At 63.9% G+C, this 16,375-nt stretch carries 13 protein-coding genes; 12 read left to right on the forward strand and 1 reads right to left on the reverse strand.

The window, feature by feature from the left end; translation table 11 throughout:
• Window positions 1-54: 54 nt before the first annotated feature.
• The 12 genes from argS to NKG60_RS03065 all read left to right on the forward strand — a co-directional run bounded on the left by argS (window position 55) and on the right by NKG60_RS03065 (window position 15,307).
• The gene (argS, locus tag NKG60_RS03010) at window positions 55-1,812 is read left to right on the forward strand and encodes an arginine--tRNA ligase (RefSeq protein ID WP_352974037.1); all 1,758 of its coding nucleotides are present in this window, start codon (window positions 55-57) and stop codon (window positions 1,810-1,812) included.
• A gap of 103 nt (window positions 1,813-1,915) precedes the next feature.
• Window positions 1,916-5,563: an SPOR domain-containing protein gene (locus NKG60_RS03015; protein ID WP_352974039.1), complete on the forward strand. Its 3,648-nt coding sequence runs from the start codon at window positions 1,916-1,918 to the stop codon at window positions 5,561-5,563.
• A 121-nt stretch (window positions 5,564-5,684) separates the two neighbouring features.
• The gene (nagZ, locus tag NKG60_RS03020) at window positions 5,685-6,704 is read left to right on the forward strand and encodes a beta-N-acetylhexosaminidase (protein ID WP_352666052.1); all 1,020 of its coding nucleotides are present in this window, start codon (window positions 5,685-5,687) and stop codon (window positions 6,702-6,704) included.
• A gap of 58 nt (window positions 6,705-6,762) precedes the next feature.
• On the forward strand, window positions 6,763-7,563 hold the full coding sequence (locus NKG60_RS03025) for a segregation and condensation protein A (RefSeq protein ID WP_023678931.1): 801 nt from the start codon (window positions 6,763-6,765) through the stop codon (window positions 7,561-7,563).
• Window positions 7,560-8,339, forward strand: a complete 780-nt coding sequence (scpB, locus tag NKG60_RS03030) for an SMC-Scp complex subunit ScpB (RefSeq protein WP_352451389.1) — start codon at window positions 7,560-7,562, stop codon at window positions 8,337-8,339. The genes NKG60_RS03025 and scpB overlap by 4 nt, the downstream gene beginning before the upstream one ends.
• Window positions 8,340-8,517: 178 nt before the next feature.
• The gene (locus NKG60_RS03035) at window positions 8,518-8,739 is read left to right on the forward strand and encodes a twin-arginine translocase TatA/TatE family subunit (protein WP_352490594.1); all 222 of its coding nucleotides are present in this window, start codon (window positions 8,518-8,520) and stop codon (window positions 8,737-8,739) included.
• A 29-nt stretch (window positions 8,740-8,768) separates the two neighbouring features.
• A complete protein-coding gene (gene tatB / locus NKG60_RS03040; RefSeq protein ID WP_352666054.1) occupies window positions 8,769-9,452 on the forward strand; it encodes a Sec-independent protein translocase protein TatB in 684 nt (227 codons plus the stop codon).
• Window positions 9,449-10,312, forward strand: coding sequence for a twin-arginine translocase subunit TatC (gene tatC, locus NKG60_RS03045; protein ID WP_352869116.1), 864 nt, complete (start codon window positions 9,449-9,451; stop codon window positions 10,310-10,312). The genes tatB and tatC overlap by 4 nt, the downstream gene beginning before the upstream one ends.
• Window positions 10,313-10,788: 476 nt before the next feature.
• The gene (gene serS / locus NKG60_RS03050; protein WP_352869113.1) at window positions 10,789-12,093 is read left to right on the forward strand and encodes a serine--tRNA ligase; all 1,305 of its coding nucleotides are present in this window, start codon (window positions 10,789-10,791) and stop codon (window positions 12,091-12,093) included.
• A complete protein-coding gene (gene surE, locus NKG60_RS03055; RefSeq protein ID WP_352869111.1) occupies window positions 12,093-12,851 on the forward strand; it encodes a 5'/3'-nucleotidase SurE in 759 nt (252 codons plus the stop codon). Before serS ends, surE begins: the two co-directional genes overlap by 1 nt.
• Complete coding sequence (locus NKG60_RS03060) at window positions 12,848-13,513, forward strand: protein-L-isoaspartate(D-aspartate) O-methyltransferase (protein WP_352490590.1); 666 nt, start codon at window positions 12,848-12,850, stop codon at window positions 13,511-13,513. The genes surE and NKG60_RS03060 overlap by 4 nt, the downstream gene beginning before the upstream one ends.
• A 261-nt stretch (window positions 13,514-13,774) precedes the next feature.
• A complete protein-coding gene (locus NKG60_RS03065) occupies window positions 13,775-15,307 on the forward strand; it encodes a peptidoglycan DD-metalloendopeptidase family protein (protein ID WP_352869109.1) in 1,533 nt (510 codons plus the stop codon).
• A gap of 97 nt (window positions 15,308-15,404) precedes the next feature.
• Here the strand turns inward: NKG60_RS03065 and NKG60_RS03070 are convergent, their stop codons facing one another.
• Window positions 15,405-16,280 carry an ATP-binding protein gene (locus NKG60_RS03070; RefSeq protein WP_352666059.1) on the reverse strand — a complete coding sequence of 292 codons (876 nt, stop codon included), beginning with the start codon at window positions 16,278-16,280 and terminating at the stop codon, window positions 15,405-15,407.
• Window positions 16,281-16,375 lie beyond the last annotated feature (95 nt).

Consider the following 16,375-nt stretch of genomic DNA (forward strand, 5'->3'; position numbering starts at 1 on the left):
TCGATTTTGCCGGCCAACGCGCCGGATCCATGCAAAACCGTCAGAGCCATAGCAATGAACATCTTCGCCGATTTCAACGCGCGAATCATAAAGGCCGTCGAAGCGCTTGATTTGAAAGACAAGGATGGCGTGTCGCCGGACCTGTCGCGCATCGCCGTCGAGCCGCCGCGCGATGCCAGCCACGGCGACCTCGCGACCAACGCTGCCATGGTGTTGGCCAAGCCGACCGGCCAGAGCCCGCGTGCGCTGGCCGAAAGGCTGGCCGAGGCGCTGCGCGCCGACGAGGATATCGCGGCCGCCGAGATCGCCGGCCCGGGCTTCGTCAATCTCAGGCTCAAGGACGGCTTCTGGCAGGCGCATCTGACGGCGCTGCTCGGCGAAGGCCGCAATTACGGCCGCTCGACGGTTGGCGGCGGCAAGAAAACCAATGTCGAATATGTCTCGGCCAACCCGACCGGGCCGATGCATGTCGGCCATTGCCGGGGTGCCGTGGTCGGCGACGCGCTGGCCAATCTGATGGCCTTCGCCGGTTACGACGTGACCAAGGAATACGTCATCAACGATGCCGGTTCGCAGATCGACGTGCTCGGACGCTCGGTCATGCTGCGCTACCGCGAGGCACTCGGCGATGAGATCGGCGAGATTCCGCCCGGGCTTTATCCAGGCGACTATCTGATCCCCGTTGGTCAGGCGCTGGCCAGCGAATTCGGCCGCTCCCTGCTGCAGATGCCGGACGAAGAGGCGCTTGCCATCGTCAAGGACAGGACGATCGATGCGATGATGACGATGATCCGCGAGGATCTGGCGTTGCTCAACGTGCATCATGACGTCTTCTTCTCCGAGCGGACGCTGCACGCCAACAATGCGAAGAAGATCCGCTCGGCGATCAGCGACCTGACGCTGAAGGGCCACATCTACAAGGGCAAGCTGCCGCCGCCCAAGGGCGAGAAGCCGGACGACTGGGAGGACCGCGAGCAGACGCTGTTCCGCTCGACCGCGGTCGGCGACGACATGGACCGGGCGCTGGTCAAGTCGGACGGCACCTTCACCTATTTCGCCGCCGATGTCGCCTACCTCAAGGACAAGGTCGATCGCGGCTTCGTCGACCTGATCTATGTGCTTGGCGCCGATCATGGCGGCTATGTGAAACGGCTAGAAGCGCTTGCCCGGGCGATTGCCGGCGACGAGGTCAAGCTTACCGTGCTGCTTTGCCAGCTGGTGAGGCTGTTTCGCGCCGGCGAGCCGGTGCGCATGTCGAAGCGGTCGGGCGAGTTCGTGACCTTGCGCGAAGTGGTCGAGGAGGTCGGCCGCGACCCGATCCGCTTCATGATGCTCTTCCGCAAGAACGACGCGCCGCTCGACTTCGACTTCGCCAAGGTGACCGAGCAGTCGAAGGACAATCCGGTGTTCTACGTGCAGTACGCCTCGGCGCGCTGCCATTCGGTGTTCCGGCAGGCAAGCGAGCAATTGGGCGAGGCGATGTTCGACCGCAACCAGCTGGCCGCCGAAGTGGCTTTGCTGACAGATGAGGGGGAGATCGGCCTGATCAGGAAACTCGCCGAATATCCGCGGCTGATCGAAGCCGCGGCGCTCGCGCTCGAGCCCCACCGGCTGGCATTTTACCTCTACGAACTCGCTTCCAGCTTCCACGGACACTGGAACCGGGGCACCGATAATCCCGACTTACGTTTTGTTAAGGTTAACGACCGACAATTGACGCATGCCAGACTAGGGCTGGTGCAGGCTGTTTCGGACGTTTTGACGTCCGGCCTGACGCTGATCGGAGCCAATGCGCCCACCGAAATGCGTTAGGTTTGAGTAAAAAACCTGTCACCTTTTGCCCACATTGCGCTGGTAAGGGCCAACCCTACGCGACGTCCATGGCGTCCGAATGAGTGCGAGTTCGGGAACAATAATGGCAGACAGAACCCAGCTGAGAGCAGCCGACCAAAACGACATCGCCAACGATGATCCGTTCGCGGAACTGACCAGGATCATGGGGTTCGACCCGCGCCAGCCGGTCAAACCGCAAACGCCGGCCCAGCCGAAAGCCGCTGCCGCCGAACCGTCGGTGGATGAGGCCGATTTCGACATCGATCTCGAGAAGGAGTTGATGGGCGAGTTCGGCGCCGACGCCAATGACAATGCTCCCCCTGCCGAGCTTCGCGAGCCGACACTCGAACCGGACGCCGCCGACGAGATGGAGGACGCGCTTGCCGCCTCGTTCGAACAGGATTTCGCGTTCGACGACAGTGCGGCGGACGATGCTGCCCCCGTTACGGCCGCTCCTGTTGCACCCGACGAAATTGCCTCCGCCCCCGAAAGGGCGTTCGCTCCCGCTGTCGAGCCGGAGTTCGACGACGAGTTCGATAACGCCGTCGCCGGCTCGCTCGAAGACGTGTCGCCGTTCGAGGACGACCTGTCGAGTGACGACGAACTTGCCACCTCTGTCGACCAGGATTTTCGGCTCGACGACGATGTAACGGCCAAGATCGCGGTGACCGGCGAGGATGAACCCAGGGCCGCAGCCCAGGCGATCGAGCCGGTCGACGAGCCCGCCTTCGACCCCGCCTTGGACGATGAGTTCGACAACGCCGTGGCAAGTTCGCTCGAAGACGAGCTGATGCTCGAAGAGCATGAGCCGATGGAGCAGGCGGTCGCCGTTGACACCGTCGTGCACGCCACCGCGCCTGCGTTCGATGACGAGTTCGACGATGCCGTTGCAAGCTCGCTCGAAGACGAGCTGATATTCGACGAGCATGAGCCGGAGGAAAACGTCGCCGCTCCGGCATCGCCGGTTGAAGCGGTTTCGGCCGACGAGGATCTTGCCGGCCATTTCGATGATGCCATGGCCGATGTCGACATGGATTTCGACGTTCGCCCGAACGAGCCTGCCGAAATCGAAGAACCAGAGTTCATCGAAGAGCTGTCGATCGAAGAGCCAGAGGCCGCTCGACTTTCCGGCACGGCCGCTGAAGCGGCGTTCGACGACGATTTCGATCTGAGCTTCGACGATGCGCCTGCCGAGGACGCTGAAGAGCCCGTGGCGCAGGTTGCGGCCGAACCAGCGGCGCCGGCCGCTGTCGTCCCGACGGCTCCAGTGGCCGAGGAACGCAGCCTGGAAGACGAACTGAACGCGCTGCTCGGCGCGATGAGCACACGGCCGGCACAAGCGGTCAACGAACCTCAGACAAGCCAGCAGTCTGCCCAGCAGCCTGCCCAGAAGCCCGTGATGACTGTTCAGCAGCCCATCGCGCCGGTAATTCAGAAGCCAGCAGTGGCCGCTGAACAGCCAATGGCGGCGGTCAAAGACGTCGCTAACGAACCGATGCATGCTGTCGACGAGCTGGATTGGGAACTCGACGAGCACGAGCCCGCTGAGCCGGAGCAGTCCAGTGCCGCCGATGACGCCGATCTTGGCAGTGTCCTGCTTGATGAGCTTGAAGGCGAGGATTTCGGTGTCGAAGCCGCTGCCGGAACCACGGATGATTTAGACAACGATGCGCTCGATGCCGACTTCGCCAGGAACATCGGCCTGGATCATGACTCGGCCGACAAGAGTGCGGCAGCTGCTGCCGAAGAAGACCCGCTCGATGCGCTGAACTGGCTGACGACACGCGCCACACCGGCCGAGCCGGCCCGGTCGTGGAGCCGCGTGACACCGGTCGCACAGCCTCAGCCTGCTTTTGCAAGCCAGCCGGTGGCTTCGGCGCGTCCGGCACCACCGCCGCAGCCGGCTGCAACGCCGTCCTATCCGGCCGCACCGGTCGACGAGAGGCCGTCCTATGAAGATCGGCCCGCCTACACGGAAGCCGCACCAACCTCGCATCAACAGGCTTCCGCCTATGACGAGATGCCCGATGTCGAGACGGTCGACGTGCCCGAGCGCGTCGTGGCGCTGGCGGACGATCTCGACATTCCGGAGCTCAACTTCGACGATGACGAGCCGGTGGCGCCCGCCTACGACGATCTTGATGCCGATTTTGCCAGCCTTCTCACCGAAATGAATGCCACGGATATAGCGCCTGCCCCGGTGCGCAGTGCTGGCTATGACGATGAATACGATGCCGGCTTCGCGGCTGGCTATAAGCAAGATCGTAGCGAGACGCGCGCCTATGGCGCCAAGCCCGCGGAAGCCCCTGTCAGCGCGGCGGCCGCTTCCTATGCCGATGCAGCGGACGGTTTCGATCTGGGCCCATTGCCCGGTGGCCAGCCGGTTTCGCAGGCCGACGATTTCACCTTCGATGAGCTCGACTACGACCCCGAACTGGACGACGAGATGTCGGTTCCGGGCCTTGCCGAACGCGGGGCCGAAAGGCAGCCGCGCAGGCGCGGGCTGCTGATAGGAGCGGTAGTCGGCGCGGTGGCGATCGCCGGAGGCCTTGGTGCCTTTGCGTTGACCCTCGGCGGCAAGAGCGGCGGCGATGCGCCGGTTATCGTCAAGGCCGACAACAGGCCGATCAAGATCAAGCCGGAAAATCCAGGCGGCACTGTCGTGCCGAACCAGGACAACAAGGTCTATGACGCTGTGGTCAAGGGCGCCAAGCCCGCCGAGCCGGTTCAGCAGAAGCTGGTCACCAACACCGAAGAGCCCGTGGACCTGAAGGCCAACGAACCGGAGAGCCGTGTCGTCGATCTTTCGCCCAATGACCCCGATGCCGCCGACGATATCGACGCGCCCGGCACCGTGGCGTCCGACACCGACGCGTCTGGCACCAACCCGCCTGACACCAACGCGCCTGACCCCAATGCGCTTGGCGCCAATGCGGCTGGCGCTACCGAAACCGCCGCCGCACCGGCGCCCAAGTCCGAGGATCGCATCGCGCAGGTTCTGCAGGAGGCCGAGAAGGGTGCCAACCCCGAGATCGTCGCCGTTGCGCCGCGCAAGGTACGAACCATGGTCGTGAAACCTGACGGTTCGCTGGTGGCGCGCGAGGATCCGGCGCCTGCCGCCCCGCAAATGGCTGCTGCCGAGCCGGCCGATCCGGCGCCGCAGCACGTGGCTCCGTCGGCCCAGGCCGACGCCGCCGCGCAGACCGGCACCGTGCCCCTGATCGACCAAATGACAAGTGATCCGAAGATTGGCGACCAGCCGAACGGCGACCAGGCGAGTGGCGATCAGGCCGAAACAACCAAGCTGCAGCCGGCGCCCAAGCCCGACACAAAGGCCGAAGCCAAGCCGTCAGCCAGCAAGCAGTCCGCCAACACCCCGGACACGGTTCCGGTGGCGCCGCAGCGCCCGTCCGACCAGCCGGTCGACGTGGTCGGCGAGGTCAAGCCCGATCAGGTCGCTTCCATCGATCCGGCCGCGGCCGGCGCTGGTTCGTGGTCGATACAGATCGCTTCGCAGCCGACAGTCGAAAGCGCCCAGGCGACTTACCAGGATCTGCAGCGCCGCTACGGCAGCGTGCTTTCCGGCCGCACCGCCAACATCGTCAAGGCCGAGATCGCCGGCAAGGGCACCTTCTACCGCGTCCGCGTTCCGGCGCAGTCTCGCAACGAGGCGATCAAACTGTGCACCAGCTACAAGGCTGCCGGCGGCAATTGCTTCGTGTCCCACTAGCGGCACCAAAGCCCCTCGAAAAAAAGCCGGCGTCCGCGCCGGCTTTTTTGCGTGAACGGAAAGCTCTGGAGGCAATTGCGGGCGATTCCCTTTGTCGGCGCGAAGCTCTAAACTGTTCCGCATGACCGAATCAAAATCCATGATTCTCGGCTGCGCCGGGAAATCACTGACCCGCGACGAGATCCGTTTCTACCGCAACGAATGCCCGTGGGGCTTCATCCTGTTTGCGCGCAACATCGGCGAGACCGAGCAGATCCGCGATCTGGTCGCCGCGATGCGCGACTGCGTCGGGCGTGCGGATGCGCCGGTGTTCATCGACCAGGAGGGCGGCCGGGTGCAGCGCCTGCGGCCGCCGCTGGCGCCGAACTATCCGGCCGCCGGCGCGCTTGGCGCCTTGTGGCGCGACGACCATGATGCCGGCACCCGTGCCGCCTGGCTGATGGCGCGGCTGCATGCCTTCGATCTGCTGCGCTACGGCATCACGGCGGATTGCCTGCCGGTGCTCGACGTGCCGATCGAGGGCGCCAGCGACGTCATCGGCGCGCGCGCCTATGGCAAGGAGCCGCGCGCCGTCATCGAATTGGGTCGCGCCGCGGCGGAAGGGCTGATGGCGGGCGGCGTGCTGCCGGTGATGAAGCATATTCCCGGTCATGGAAGGGCCTTCGCCGATACGCATTTCGAACTGCCGACCGTCGACGCCTCGATCGGCGACCTGCAGCGGCATGATTTTGCCCCGTTCAGGGAGCTCAACCATTTGCCGATGGCGATGACGGCGCATGTCGTCTATAGCGCGATCGACCCGAAGAACCCGGCCACCACATCCGGCAAGGTCATCGAAAAGATCATCCGCGGCGAAATCGGCTTCGACGGGCTGTTGATGAGCGACGACACCTCGATGAAGGCACTTTCTGGGGATTTCCCGTCAAAGGCGGCCGCTATCCTTGCGGCGGGCTGCGATCTGGTCCTTCACTGCAACGGCGTGTTCGAGGAGATGGCCGGCATTGCATCGCGCACGACCGGGCTTGAGGGCAAGTCGTTTGAGCGCGCGGAGCGGGCGCTGACCTATATCAGGAACCGTGATCGGGCTGATGAAACCGAGGTTCGGGCCGAATTTGCCAGTTATTTCAACGCGGTGGCCTAGCATCAAAGGAAGCGAAGTGGCGGAAACATTGGACCTGAAGGCCGGCAAGGCCGCACCGATGGACCGCTTGTGGGCCGAGAACGACGATTCCCGGCTGACCGGCGATCCGGCGTTGGTCGTCGATGTCGCCGGTTTCGAAGGTCCGCTTGATCTTCTGCTGCATCTTGCCCGCAATCAGAAGGTCGACCTGTCGCGCATCTCGATCCTGGCGCTGGCCGAACAGTACCTGGCCTTCGTCGAGAAGGTGAGGGCGCTGAGACTGGAGCTTGCCGCCGACTATCTGGTGATGGCGGCGTGGCTGGCGTTTCTCAAGTCGAAACTCCTGATCCCCAAGCAGCCTGGCGACGAAGGCGAAAGCGGCGAGGAACTGGCGGCGGTGCTGCAGTTCCGGCTGAAGCGGCTGGAGGCGATGCGCGACGCGGCGGCACGGCTGGTCAACCGCAACCGGCTCGGACGCGACGTCTTTGCGCGCGGCATGCCGGAAATGGTGATCGTCGAGAAGCGCAATGCCTATTCGGCCTCGCTCTATGACCTGTTGACCGCCTATGCCCAGCAGCGCCAGAAGCAGGCGATCACCAATGTGACGATCGCCAGGCGCGGCGTGTGGTCGCTCAAGGATGCGCGCGACGTGCTGACCAGGCTGATCGGGTCGCTGCGCGATTGGACGGCGCTCGACAGTTTCCTGGTCGAGTACCTGGCCGGTCCGGAAGAGCGGCGCACCGCGGTTGCCAGCTCGTTTGCCGCGACGCTGGAACTGGTGCGCGAAGGCAAGATGGAGATGCGGCAGGACCAGGTGTTCGCGCCGCTTTATCTGCGCGGCCGCGCCCAGGCCATCAAGATAGTCGAGGTGACACCATGAGCGAACGCGCCAACGCTTCGGTCATTCCGTTCAAGGTCGACGACGACGCCGAGCAAGGCGCGGTCGCCGAGAACCCGGCACAAAATCAGGGGCAGAATTTGTCGCGGAATCCTGGCGAGCGGCTGCACATGGCGGAGGCCGTACGGATGGCAGAGGCGATCGTATTCGCCAGCGCCGAGCCGGTCAGCGAAAAACAGCTCACTTCGCGACTGCCCGACGGCATCAACATTGCCGCGGCGATGGCCGAACTGCAGCAGATCTATGCGCGGCGCGGCGTCAATCTGGTGCGCGTCGGCGATGCCTGGGCTTTTCGCACCGCCGGCGACCTCGCCTTCCTGATGAGCCGTGACACGGTGCAGCAGCGCAAACTGTCCCGCGCTGCCCTCGAAGTGCTGGCGATCATCGCCTACCACCAGCCGGTAACACGCGCCGAGATCGAGGATATCCGCGGCGTCGAGACGTCAAAGGGGACACTCGATACGCTGATGGAGACCGAATGGGTGAGAATGCGCGGCCGGCGCCGCACGCCCGGCCGTCCCGTCACCTACGGCACGACCGATATTTTCCTCGACCATTTCGCGCTCGAGGAGATACGCGATCTCCCCGGCATGGAGGAATTGAAGGGTGCGGGGCTGCTGTCCGGCCGCATGCCGTCGAATTTCTCGGTGCCGCTGCCGCCGGCCGACCCCGATGCGCTCACCGACGACGAGGATCCGCTGACCGACATCGACCTCGAAGAACTCGGCCTTTTGACGCCGCGCGTCACGGAAGATTGAGCCGAGCGCCATCTTAAAGCCACAGGCAGGATGGAACTGCGCCGATTGGTAGCGGGCCGCCGTGCCGAAAGTGCGTGACTTCGGCCACTCATTCATGAACTCTGTCGCAGTTCTGTTTGAATCCGAACCCGAAAGCGCATAGATCAGCGTCTGGGAAACCGTTCGAGAGAGATTTGCTATGGGTTCATTTTCGATTTGGCACTGGATGATCGTTCTGGTGATCGTGCTGCTGGTCTTCGGCCGCGGCAAGATCCCCGAGCTGATGGGCGACATGGCCAAGGGCATCAAGAGCTTCAAGAAGGGCATGGCCGACGACGAGACTGCTGAGGACAAGCGTACCGTCGAACACCGTGCCGACGAAACCGTTTCGGTGCCGAAGGAAAAGGCCAGCAAAAGCTGAGCCCAAAACTTTAGTCGGAACGTATAGCCATGTTCGAAGTCGGCTGGACCGAGATGCTGGTGATCGCGATCGTCATGATCGTGGTCGTCGGACCCAAGGATTTGCCCAACATGCTGCGCACCTTCGGCCGCACGACGGCGAAGCTGCGCGCCATGGCGTCCGATTTCCAGCGGCAGTTCAATGATGCGCTGAAGGAAGCCGAACTCGATGACGTCAAGAAGTCGGTCGATTCGCTGAGAAGCCTCAATCCGGCAGCCGAGATCAGGAAGCAGCTCAATCCATTCGAGCAGGCCGCCGCCGACGTCCGTTCCGGCGTCGATGCCGTGATGAAACCCAAGCCGGCCGTCGATGCCACCGCTTCGACGGAGCAGGCAGCCGAGCCGCTGAAGAACGGCGCAACGACGATGCCGGGCGTCAGCCCGCCGGAGCCGACGCCCGCCACGCCGATCTTTCCGGCGATGACGGACGAGTCCGTCGTGGCGCCGGCAGTGCAGGCGCAAACGGCTGCAGCGGCCGTGCCGCAAAAAGCACCTGCGGCAAGGAAGAAGCCGGCGCCCGCGAAAGCCGCGGCCGCCGCGCCGGCGAAGCCGGCAAAGACCGCTGCGCCGAAGGCCGCCGCAAAAGCTGAGCCGAAAGTTCAATCGGCAGCGAAGAAGCCGGCGTCAGGAGCGAAGAAGCCGGCCGCCAGGAAAACGGCGGGAGCCGCCAAGTGAGCGTTTCGGACAAGGAACAGGACGAGATCGAAAAATCGTCGGCTCCGCTGATGGAGCACCTGATCGAGTTGCGCCGGCGGCTGATCTGGTCGATCGGCGGTTTTTTCGTCGCCTTTCTGGTCTGCTTCTTTTTCGCCAAGCGGCTGTTCAACCTTCTGGTCATCCCGTTCAGATGGGCGACCCAATGGGCCGGGCTCGACCCGCACAAGGTCGAGCTGATCTATACGGCGCCACAGGAATTCTTCTTCACCCAGGTCAAGCTCGCCATGTTCGGCGGCATGGTCATCGCCTTTCCGCTGATCGCCACGCAGATCTACAAATTCATCGCGCCCGGCCTCTACAAGAACGAGCGCAACGCCTTCCTGCCGTTCCTGATCGCCTCTCCGATCCTGTTCCTGATGGGCGCGTCGCTGGTCTATTTCTTCTTCACGCCGATGGTGATGTGGTTCTTCCTCGCCATGCAGCAGACTGGCACCAATGACCAGGTGCAGATTTCGCTGCTGCCGAAAGTGTCCGAATATCTCAGCCTGATCATGACGCTGATCTTTTCCTTCGGCCTGGTGTTCCAGCTGCCGGTGGTGACCAGCCTGATGACGCGGGTCGGCATGCTGTCGTCCACGGCCCTGGCCGAAAAGCGCAAATGGGCGATCGTCATCGCCTTCGTGGTGGCGGCGGTGCTGACGCCGCCCGACCCGATGAGCCAGATCGGCCTAGCGATTCCGACGATCCTGCTCTACGAGGTCTCGATCTGGTCGGCCCGGCTGATCGAGCGCAGCAAGGAGCGCGACCGTGTGGCCCGGGAAAAGCAGGACGCCACCGAAGAGGTGGCCGAAAAGCCGGCGGATGCGTCTTCGACGTAGGTTCGGTTGAGGCGGGCAGCATCTTTTTGCCGGCCGCAGCAACTTTGTTCTTGCTTTGTGCCGGCAGCTATGCTACTAATTTGGGTATGGTGCCAATTGGCCCCAAAAACCCGCCTCCCGAGGCGGGTTTTTTGTTTCCAGGGCGAAAACTGCGGTGTTGTCGGACGTCAATGTCGGCGGGACTGCGCCCCCCTCTGTCCTGCCGGACATCTCCCCCACAGGTGGGGAGATCGGCTGTCCTTGCCGCTTTCGCCAATCTCCGGCGCTGAAAAAGCAAGCCGCCGGCGAAGCTGCCAATCTCCCTCCTTGTGGGGGAGATGTCCGGCAGGACAGAGGGGGGCGCGAAGGAACTCGGCCTGACATCTTGCATCAATGAAAGATGCGGTTTACGCCCTCTGGTCTTTGTTTTGGGCATGTCGTGGTCCCAAAACCACTGCGCACTTCTGGGCGACATGCCCCCTGAGGACGAACAGACCATGCTTGACATCAAATGGATTCGCGAGAACCCGAAGGCCCTTGTCGAGGCGCTGAAGAAGCGCTCGTGGTCGGCTGAGGCGGCGCAGTCTACAGTCGACGACCTGATCGCCGCGGATGAGGCCCGGCGCGAGCATCTGACCGAGCTGCAGACCAGGCAGGAACGCCGCAACGCCGCCTCGAAGGAGATCGGCAATGCCATGCGCTCGGGCGATGCCGCCCTTGCCGAAAGGCTGAAGGCCGAGGTCGGCGAGATCAAGACCTTCATCCAGAATGGCGAGGCGCGCGAGCGCGAGCTCGACAAGGCCCTGAACGATGCATTGGCGGTGCTGCCCAACGTGCCGTTCGACGACGTGCCGGTCGGCAAGGACGAGCACGACAACGTCGTCAAGCGCGTCGTCGGCAAGCTGCCGACGCGGCCGAACTGGGTGAAGGAGCATTTCGAGATCGGCGAAACGCTCGGCATGATGGATTTCGAGCGGGCAGCACGGCTTTCCGGCTCGCGCTTCACCGTGCTCAAAAGCGGCCTGGCGCGGATGGAACGCGCGCTCGGCCAGTTCATGCTGGATCTGCACACCACCGAGCACGGCTATGTGGAGATCCAGCCGCCGCTGATGGTGCGCGACGAGGTGCTTTTCGGAACCGGGCAACTTCCGAAATTCGAGGAGGATTTATTCTTCGTTCGGCATGGGGACGGCAGGCTTGGCCTAATCCCAACCGCCGAAATCCCGCTCACCAATCTGGTTCGCGACGAAATCACGCCGCACGAAAAACTGCCGCTGCGCTATACGGCGCTGACGCCGTGCTTCCGCTCGGAGGCGGGGTCGGCCGGGCGTGACACGCGCGGCATGCTGCGGCAGCACCAGTTCTACAAGGTCGAGCTGGTGTCGATCACCGACCAGGAGACTTCGGTTGCCGAGCATGAGCGCATGACCGAATGCGCCGAGGAGGTGCTGAAGCGGCTCGGCCTGCCGTTCCGCACCATGACGCTGTGCACCGGCGACATGGGCTTTGGCGCGCGCAAGACCTACGACATCGAGGTCTGGCTGCCCGGCCAGAATGCCTATCGCGAGATATCGTCGTGCTCGGTGTGCGGCGATTTCCAGGCGCGGCGCATGGACGCCCGCTACAAGGACAAGGACGGCAAGGGCAACCGCTTCGTCCACACGCTGAACGGTTCGGGCACCGCCGTCGGCCGCGCTCTCATTGCCGTCATCGAAAATTACCAGAACGAGGACGGCAGCGTAACCATTCCTGAAGCGCTTCGCCCTTACATGGGCGGTCTGGAAAAGATCGAATCGAAATAATGCGCATCCTTCTGACCAACGACGACGGCATCCATGCCGAGGGCCTTGCATCACTCGAACGCATCGCCCGCACGCTGTCGGACGACGTCTGGGTGGTGGCGCCGGAACAGGACCAGTCCGGCTATGCGCATTCGCTGTCGATCTCGGAGCCGCTGCGGCTCAGGAAAATCGGCGAAAAGCACTTTGCCGTGCGCGGCACGCCGACCGACTGCGTCATCATGGGCGTGAAAAAGATCCTGCCCGAAGCGCCCGACCTGATCCTGTCCGGCGTCAATTCTGGCGCCAACATCGCCGACGACGTCACCTATTCGGGCACCGTCGCCGGAGCCATGGAAGGCGCGCTGCTCGGCGTGCGCTCGATCGCCATCAGCCAGGCCTATTCCTATGTCGGCGAGGACCGCGTCGTTCCCTACGAGACCACCGAAGCGCTGGCGCCGGCGCTGCTCGAAAAGCTCGTCGCCATGCCGTTGCCGGACGGCGTGCTGCTCAACGTCAATTTTCCGAATTGTGCGCCGGAAGAGATCGCCGGAACTGTGGTCACTTCGCAGGGCAAGCTGGTCCACAGCCTGTGGGTCGACGAGCGGCGCGATGGGCGCGGCCTGCCATACTACTGGCTGCGCTTCGGCCGCGAGCCGGTCGAGGGCAAGCAAGGCACCGACCTCCATGCCTTGCGCAATCGGCTGGTGTCGGTGACGCCGCTGCAGCTCGATCTCACCGCGCATGAAATCCGCGATCAACTGGCCGAGGCGCTCGCATGAGCTTGAACCACGCTGCAACGGTCGACGAGCGCGAAGGTTTCGCTGCCTTCCTGCTTCGCCTGCGCGGCAGGGGCACGGTGCCGAAGGCGCTGATCGCCGCCTTCGAGGCGACGCCGCGGCGCGGCTTTCTGTCTCCGCATTTCCACTCGATCGCCTGGTCGGACCGTATGCTGCCGATCGAATGCGGCGAGGCCATCGAAGGCGCCGACCTGCAGGCGGCGGTGATCGCGGCACTTGCCATCGAGCCGGGCAACCGCGTGCTTGAGATCGGCACCGGGTCCGGCTACACGGCGGCGGTGATGTCGCGGCTTGCCGCGCGGATCGTCACCATCGACCGTTACAAGACGCTGGCCGAACAGGCCCGGCAGCGCCTCGAGGCGCTCGCCATCGGCAATGTCATCGTGCGCCAGGCGGACGGTTCCAACGGGCTGGCCAACGAAGCGCCGTTCGACCGCATCGTCGCCTGGGCGGCTTTCGACAGCCTGCCGCGCTTTCTCCTCGACCAATTGTCGAGCGGCGGCATCGTCATCGCGCCGATCGGACCCGACGAAGGCGAGCAGGTGCTGGCCAAGCTGACCAAGGTCGGCAGCCGCTTCGAACGCGAGGATATCGGCCTGGTGCGGCTGCAGCCGATCCTGCGCGGCGTCGCCGCGGTGATTTAGGCTGTGTCGATATTCAGGTGAGGCCGGCCTGCAAATTGCGGCTTCCTCCGCTTCCGGTGCTCACGTACCCAAAAGTACGCTCCGCTCCGGTTCTCGGAACCCACCATTTTCGGCTCGGCCTGACCTGAATCTCAACGCACCCGGCACCCGATCCCGAATATTTTAAGAAAATTTGCGCCAGATTCTACAGGTTTAACCGACCGGTAACATTAACGCGCTTTAATCACACTCAGTTGTACCGGGTCTGTGCGGGTTAGTGCGATGCAATTCAGTGTTTTGAAGGCAAACGGACGCAATCTGGCGCGTGGCTGCGCCGTCCTCATGATCGCAGGCGCTGCGACTGGGTGTAGTTCCCAGGTGGCGCGGTTCAACAGCGTCGACGACGTGTTCACCGCCTCGACCAACAACCAGCGCGCCATCATCGACAAGCAGGACGCTGCCCAGCCCTATCCGGGCGATGTTGCGGCCGCCCCGATCGACGGCAGCCACACCCAGTCGGTCAGCCGCTCAAGCCTCGAACCGGTCACGGCGCAGCAATTGCCGCCGCCGGCTCCCGCCCTGGCGCCTGCCGCCCGTCCGGTGCGCACCGCTGCCGCGCCGGCCTTGACGCCTGCCGCTCCTCGTGTCGACAGGACGGCAACCGGCACCGTCGCTCCGGCGGCAAGGCCATTCAAGAATGCCGAGCCCGACGCGCCGCGCATGGCGACGGCCGCCGGCGCGCCACATGCGACCGAGATCGTCGTCAAGGACGGCGAGACCATTTCCGGCCTGTCGCGGCGCTACGGCGTGCCGGCCGACGCCATCATGAAAGTCAACGGGCTGAGCGCGACCAAGGGGCTGAAGACCGGCCAGAAGCTCGTCATCCCGGCCTATGCGTATTCGAGCAACGGCGCCGCGCCGAAAGTCGCTGATGCCAAGCCAGCGAACGGCACCAGGCACGACCAGCCGGCCGACGCGCCGGAGAAGGTGGCCGTGCTGCCGCAGCAGCCGAAGCTCAGGGAAGGCAAGTCTGCCGCGCAGGTCGACGCGTCGGCTGCCGCGAGCCAGCCGAAGGATGGAAAGACTGCGGCGAAGGTGGCTTCGGCGGCGGCCAAGCCGGCCGGTGCCGGCGGCACTTACACGGTTCAGCAAGGCGATACGCTGTCGGCCATCGCCAGAAAGACCGGCGTCGGCGTCGTCGCGTTGAAGCAGGCGAACGGCATGCAGGATGGACTGCTCAAGATCGGCCAGACCCTGAAAGTGCCGGCAGGCGGAACCGCTGTCGTCGCCAGTGCGAAGCCGGCAAAGGTCGATCCGGTGACGACGGCCACCACCCAGCCGTCGGCCAAAGCCACGCCGACGCAAACGCTCGCCTCCTACACGCCGCCGAAGAAGGATGCGAAAGTCATCCAGCAGGCCGAGGACGACGATGCGGTAGCGCCGGATGCAACCGGCGTCGGCAAGATGCGCTGGCCGGTGCGCGGCCGTGTGATCTCAAGCTTCGGCGGCGGCAAGGATGGCGTCGACATTGCCGTGCCCGAGGGGACGCCGGTCAAGGCGGCTGAAAACGGCGTCGTCATCTATGCCGGTGACGGCCTCAAGGAATTCGGCAACACGGTGCTGGTGCGGCACGAAAACGGTCTGGTCACCGTCTATGGCCATACCAGCTCGATCGAGGTGCAGCGCGGCCAGAAGGTCAAGCGCGGCCAGGAAATCGCCCTGTCCGGCATGAGCGGCACCACCGACTCGCCGAAACTGCATTTCGAAGTGCGCAAGAACTCGGCGCCGGTCGATCCTTCGACCTATCTCGAATAGAAAACGAAAAGCGATTTGCGGGCCACCTGACCTTCAGCCCGCCGAGGAAGTCCGCGCCGCAAGGTGCGGGCTTCTTCTGTTGTTCGTCCTTGAGCGGCTAATCCTTGAGCGATTTGCCGAGCCGGCCTGCCAGATCCTGGGTGAACTGCCAGGCGACGCGGCCCGAACGGCTGCCGCGCGTCGTCGCCCATTCCAGCGCCTCGGCGCGCAGCGTCTCGGGATCGATCGCGAGATCGTGATGGCGGACATAGCCGTCGATCATGTCGAGATATTCGTCCTGAGAACATTTGTGGAAGCCAAGCCACAGGCCGAAACGGTCCGACAGCGAAACCTTCTCCTCGACCGCTTCGGACGGATTGATCGCCGTCGAGCGCTCATTGTCGATCATGTCGCGCGGCAACAGATGCCGCCGGTTCGAGGTGGCATAGAAGATGACGTTGGCCGGGCGGCCCTCGACACCGCCTTCAAGAGCTGCCTTCAGCGATTTGTAGGATGTATCGTCGTGGTCGAATGACAGGTCGTCGCAAAACAGGATGAAACGGAACGGCGCTGCCTTCAGCAGTCCCATCAGCTTCGGCAGCGTGTCGATGTCTTCGCGATGGATCTCGATAAGCTTGAGCGGCAGGTCGAGCTTTGTCGAAGCGTTGACCGCGGCGTGCACCGCCTTGACCAGCGACGATTTGCCCATGCCGCGCGCGCCCCACAACAGCACGTTGTTGGCAGCATAGCCGGAGGCGAAGCGCTCGGTGTTGTCGACCAATATGTCGCGGACGCGATCGACCCCGCGGATCAGGCCGATGTCGACGCGGTTGACCTTGAGCACCGGCTCCAGATAGCCGGGATCGGCCTGCCAGACGAAGCAATCGGCCTCGCCGAGGTCGGTTTGCGGCACCGGCGGTGGCGCGAGGCGGGCGACCGCCTCGATCAGGCGGTCGAGCTTCTGGCTCAGGATATCGATGCTGCTGTCGGTCATCTCTTGTCTTTTTTGTTTCGCATTCAGGACGGTGCGGCAGGCCAACCTACCTGATTTCAGCGGTTTCGAAACTCGTCCCAAGCATTTGTTCGGGC

The sequence above is a fragment of the Mesorhizobium sp. M1428 genome, assembly GCF_040317515.1.
Classification (GTDB): domain Bacteria; phylum Pseudomonadota; class Alphaproteobacteria; order Rhizobiales; family Rhizobiaceae; genus Mesorhizobium.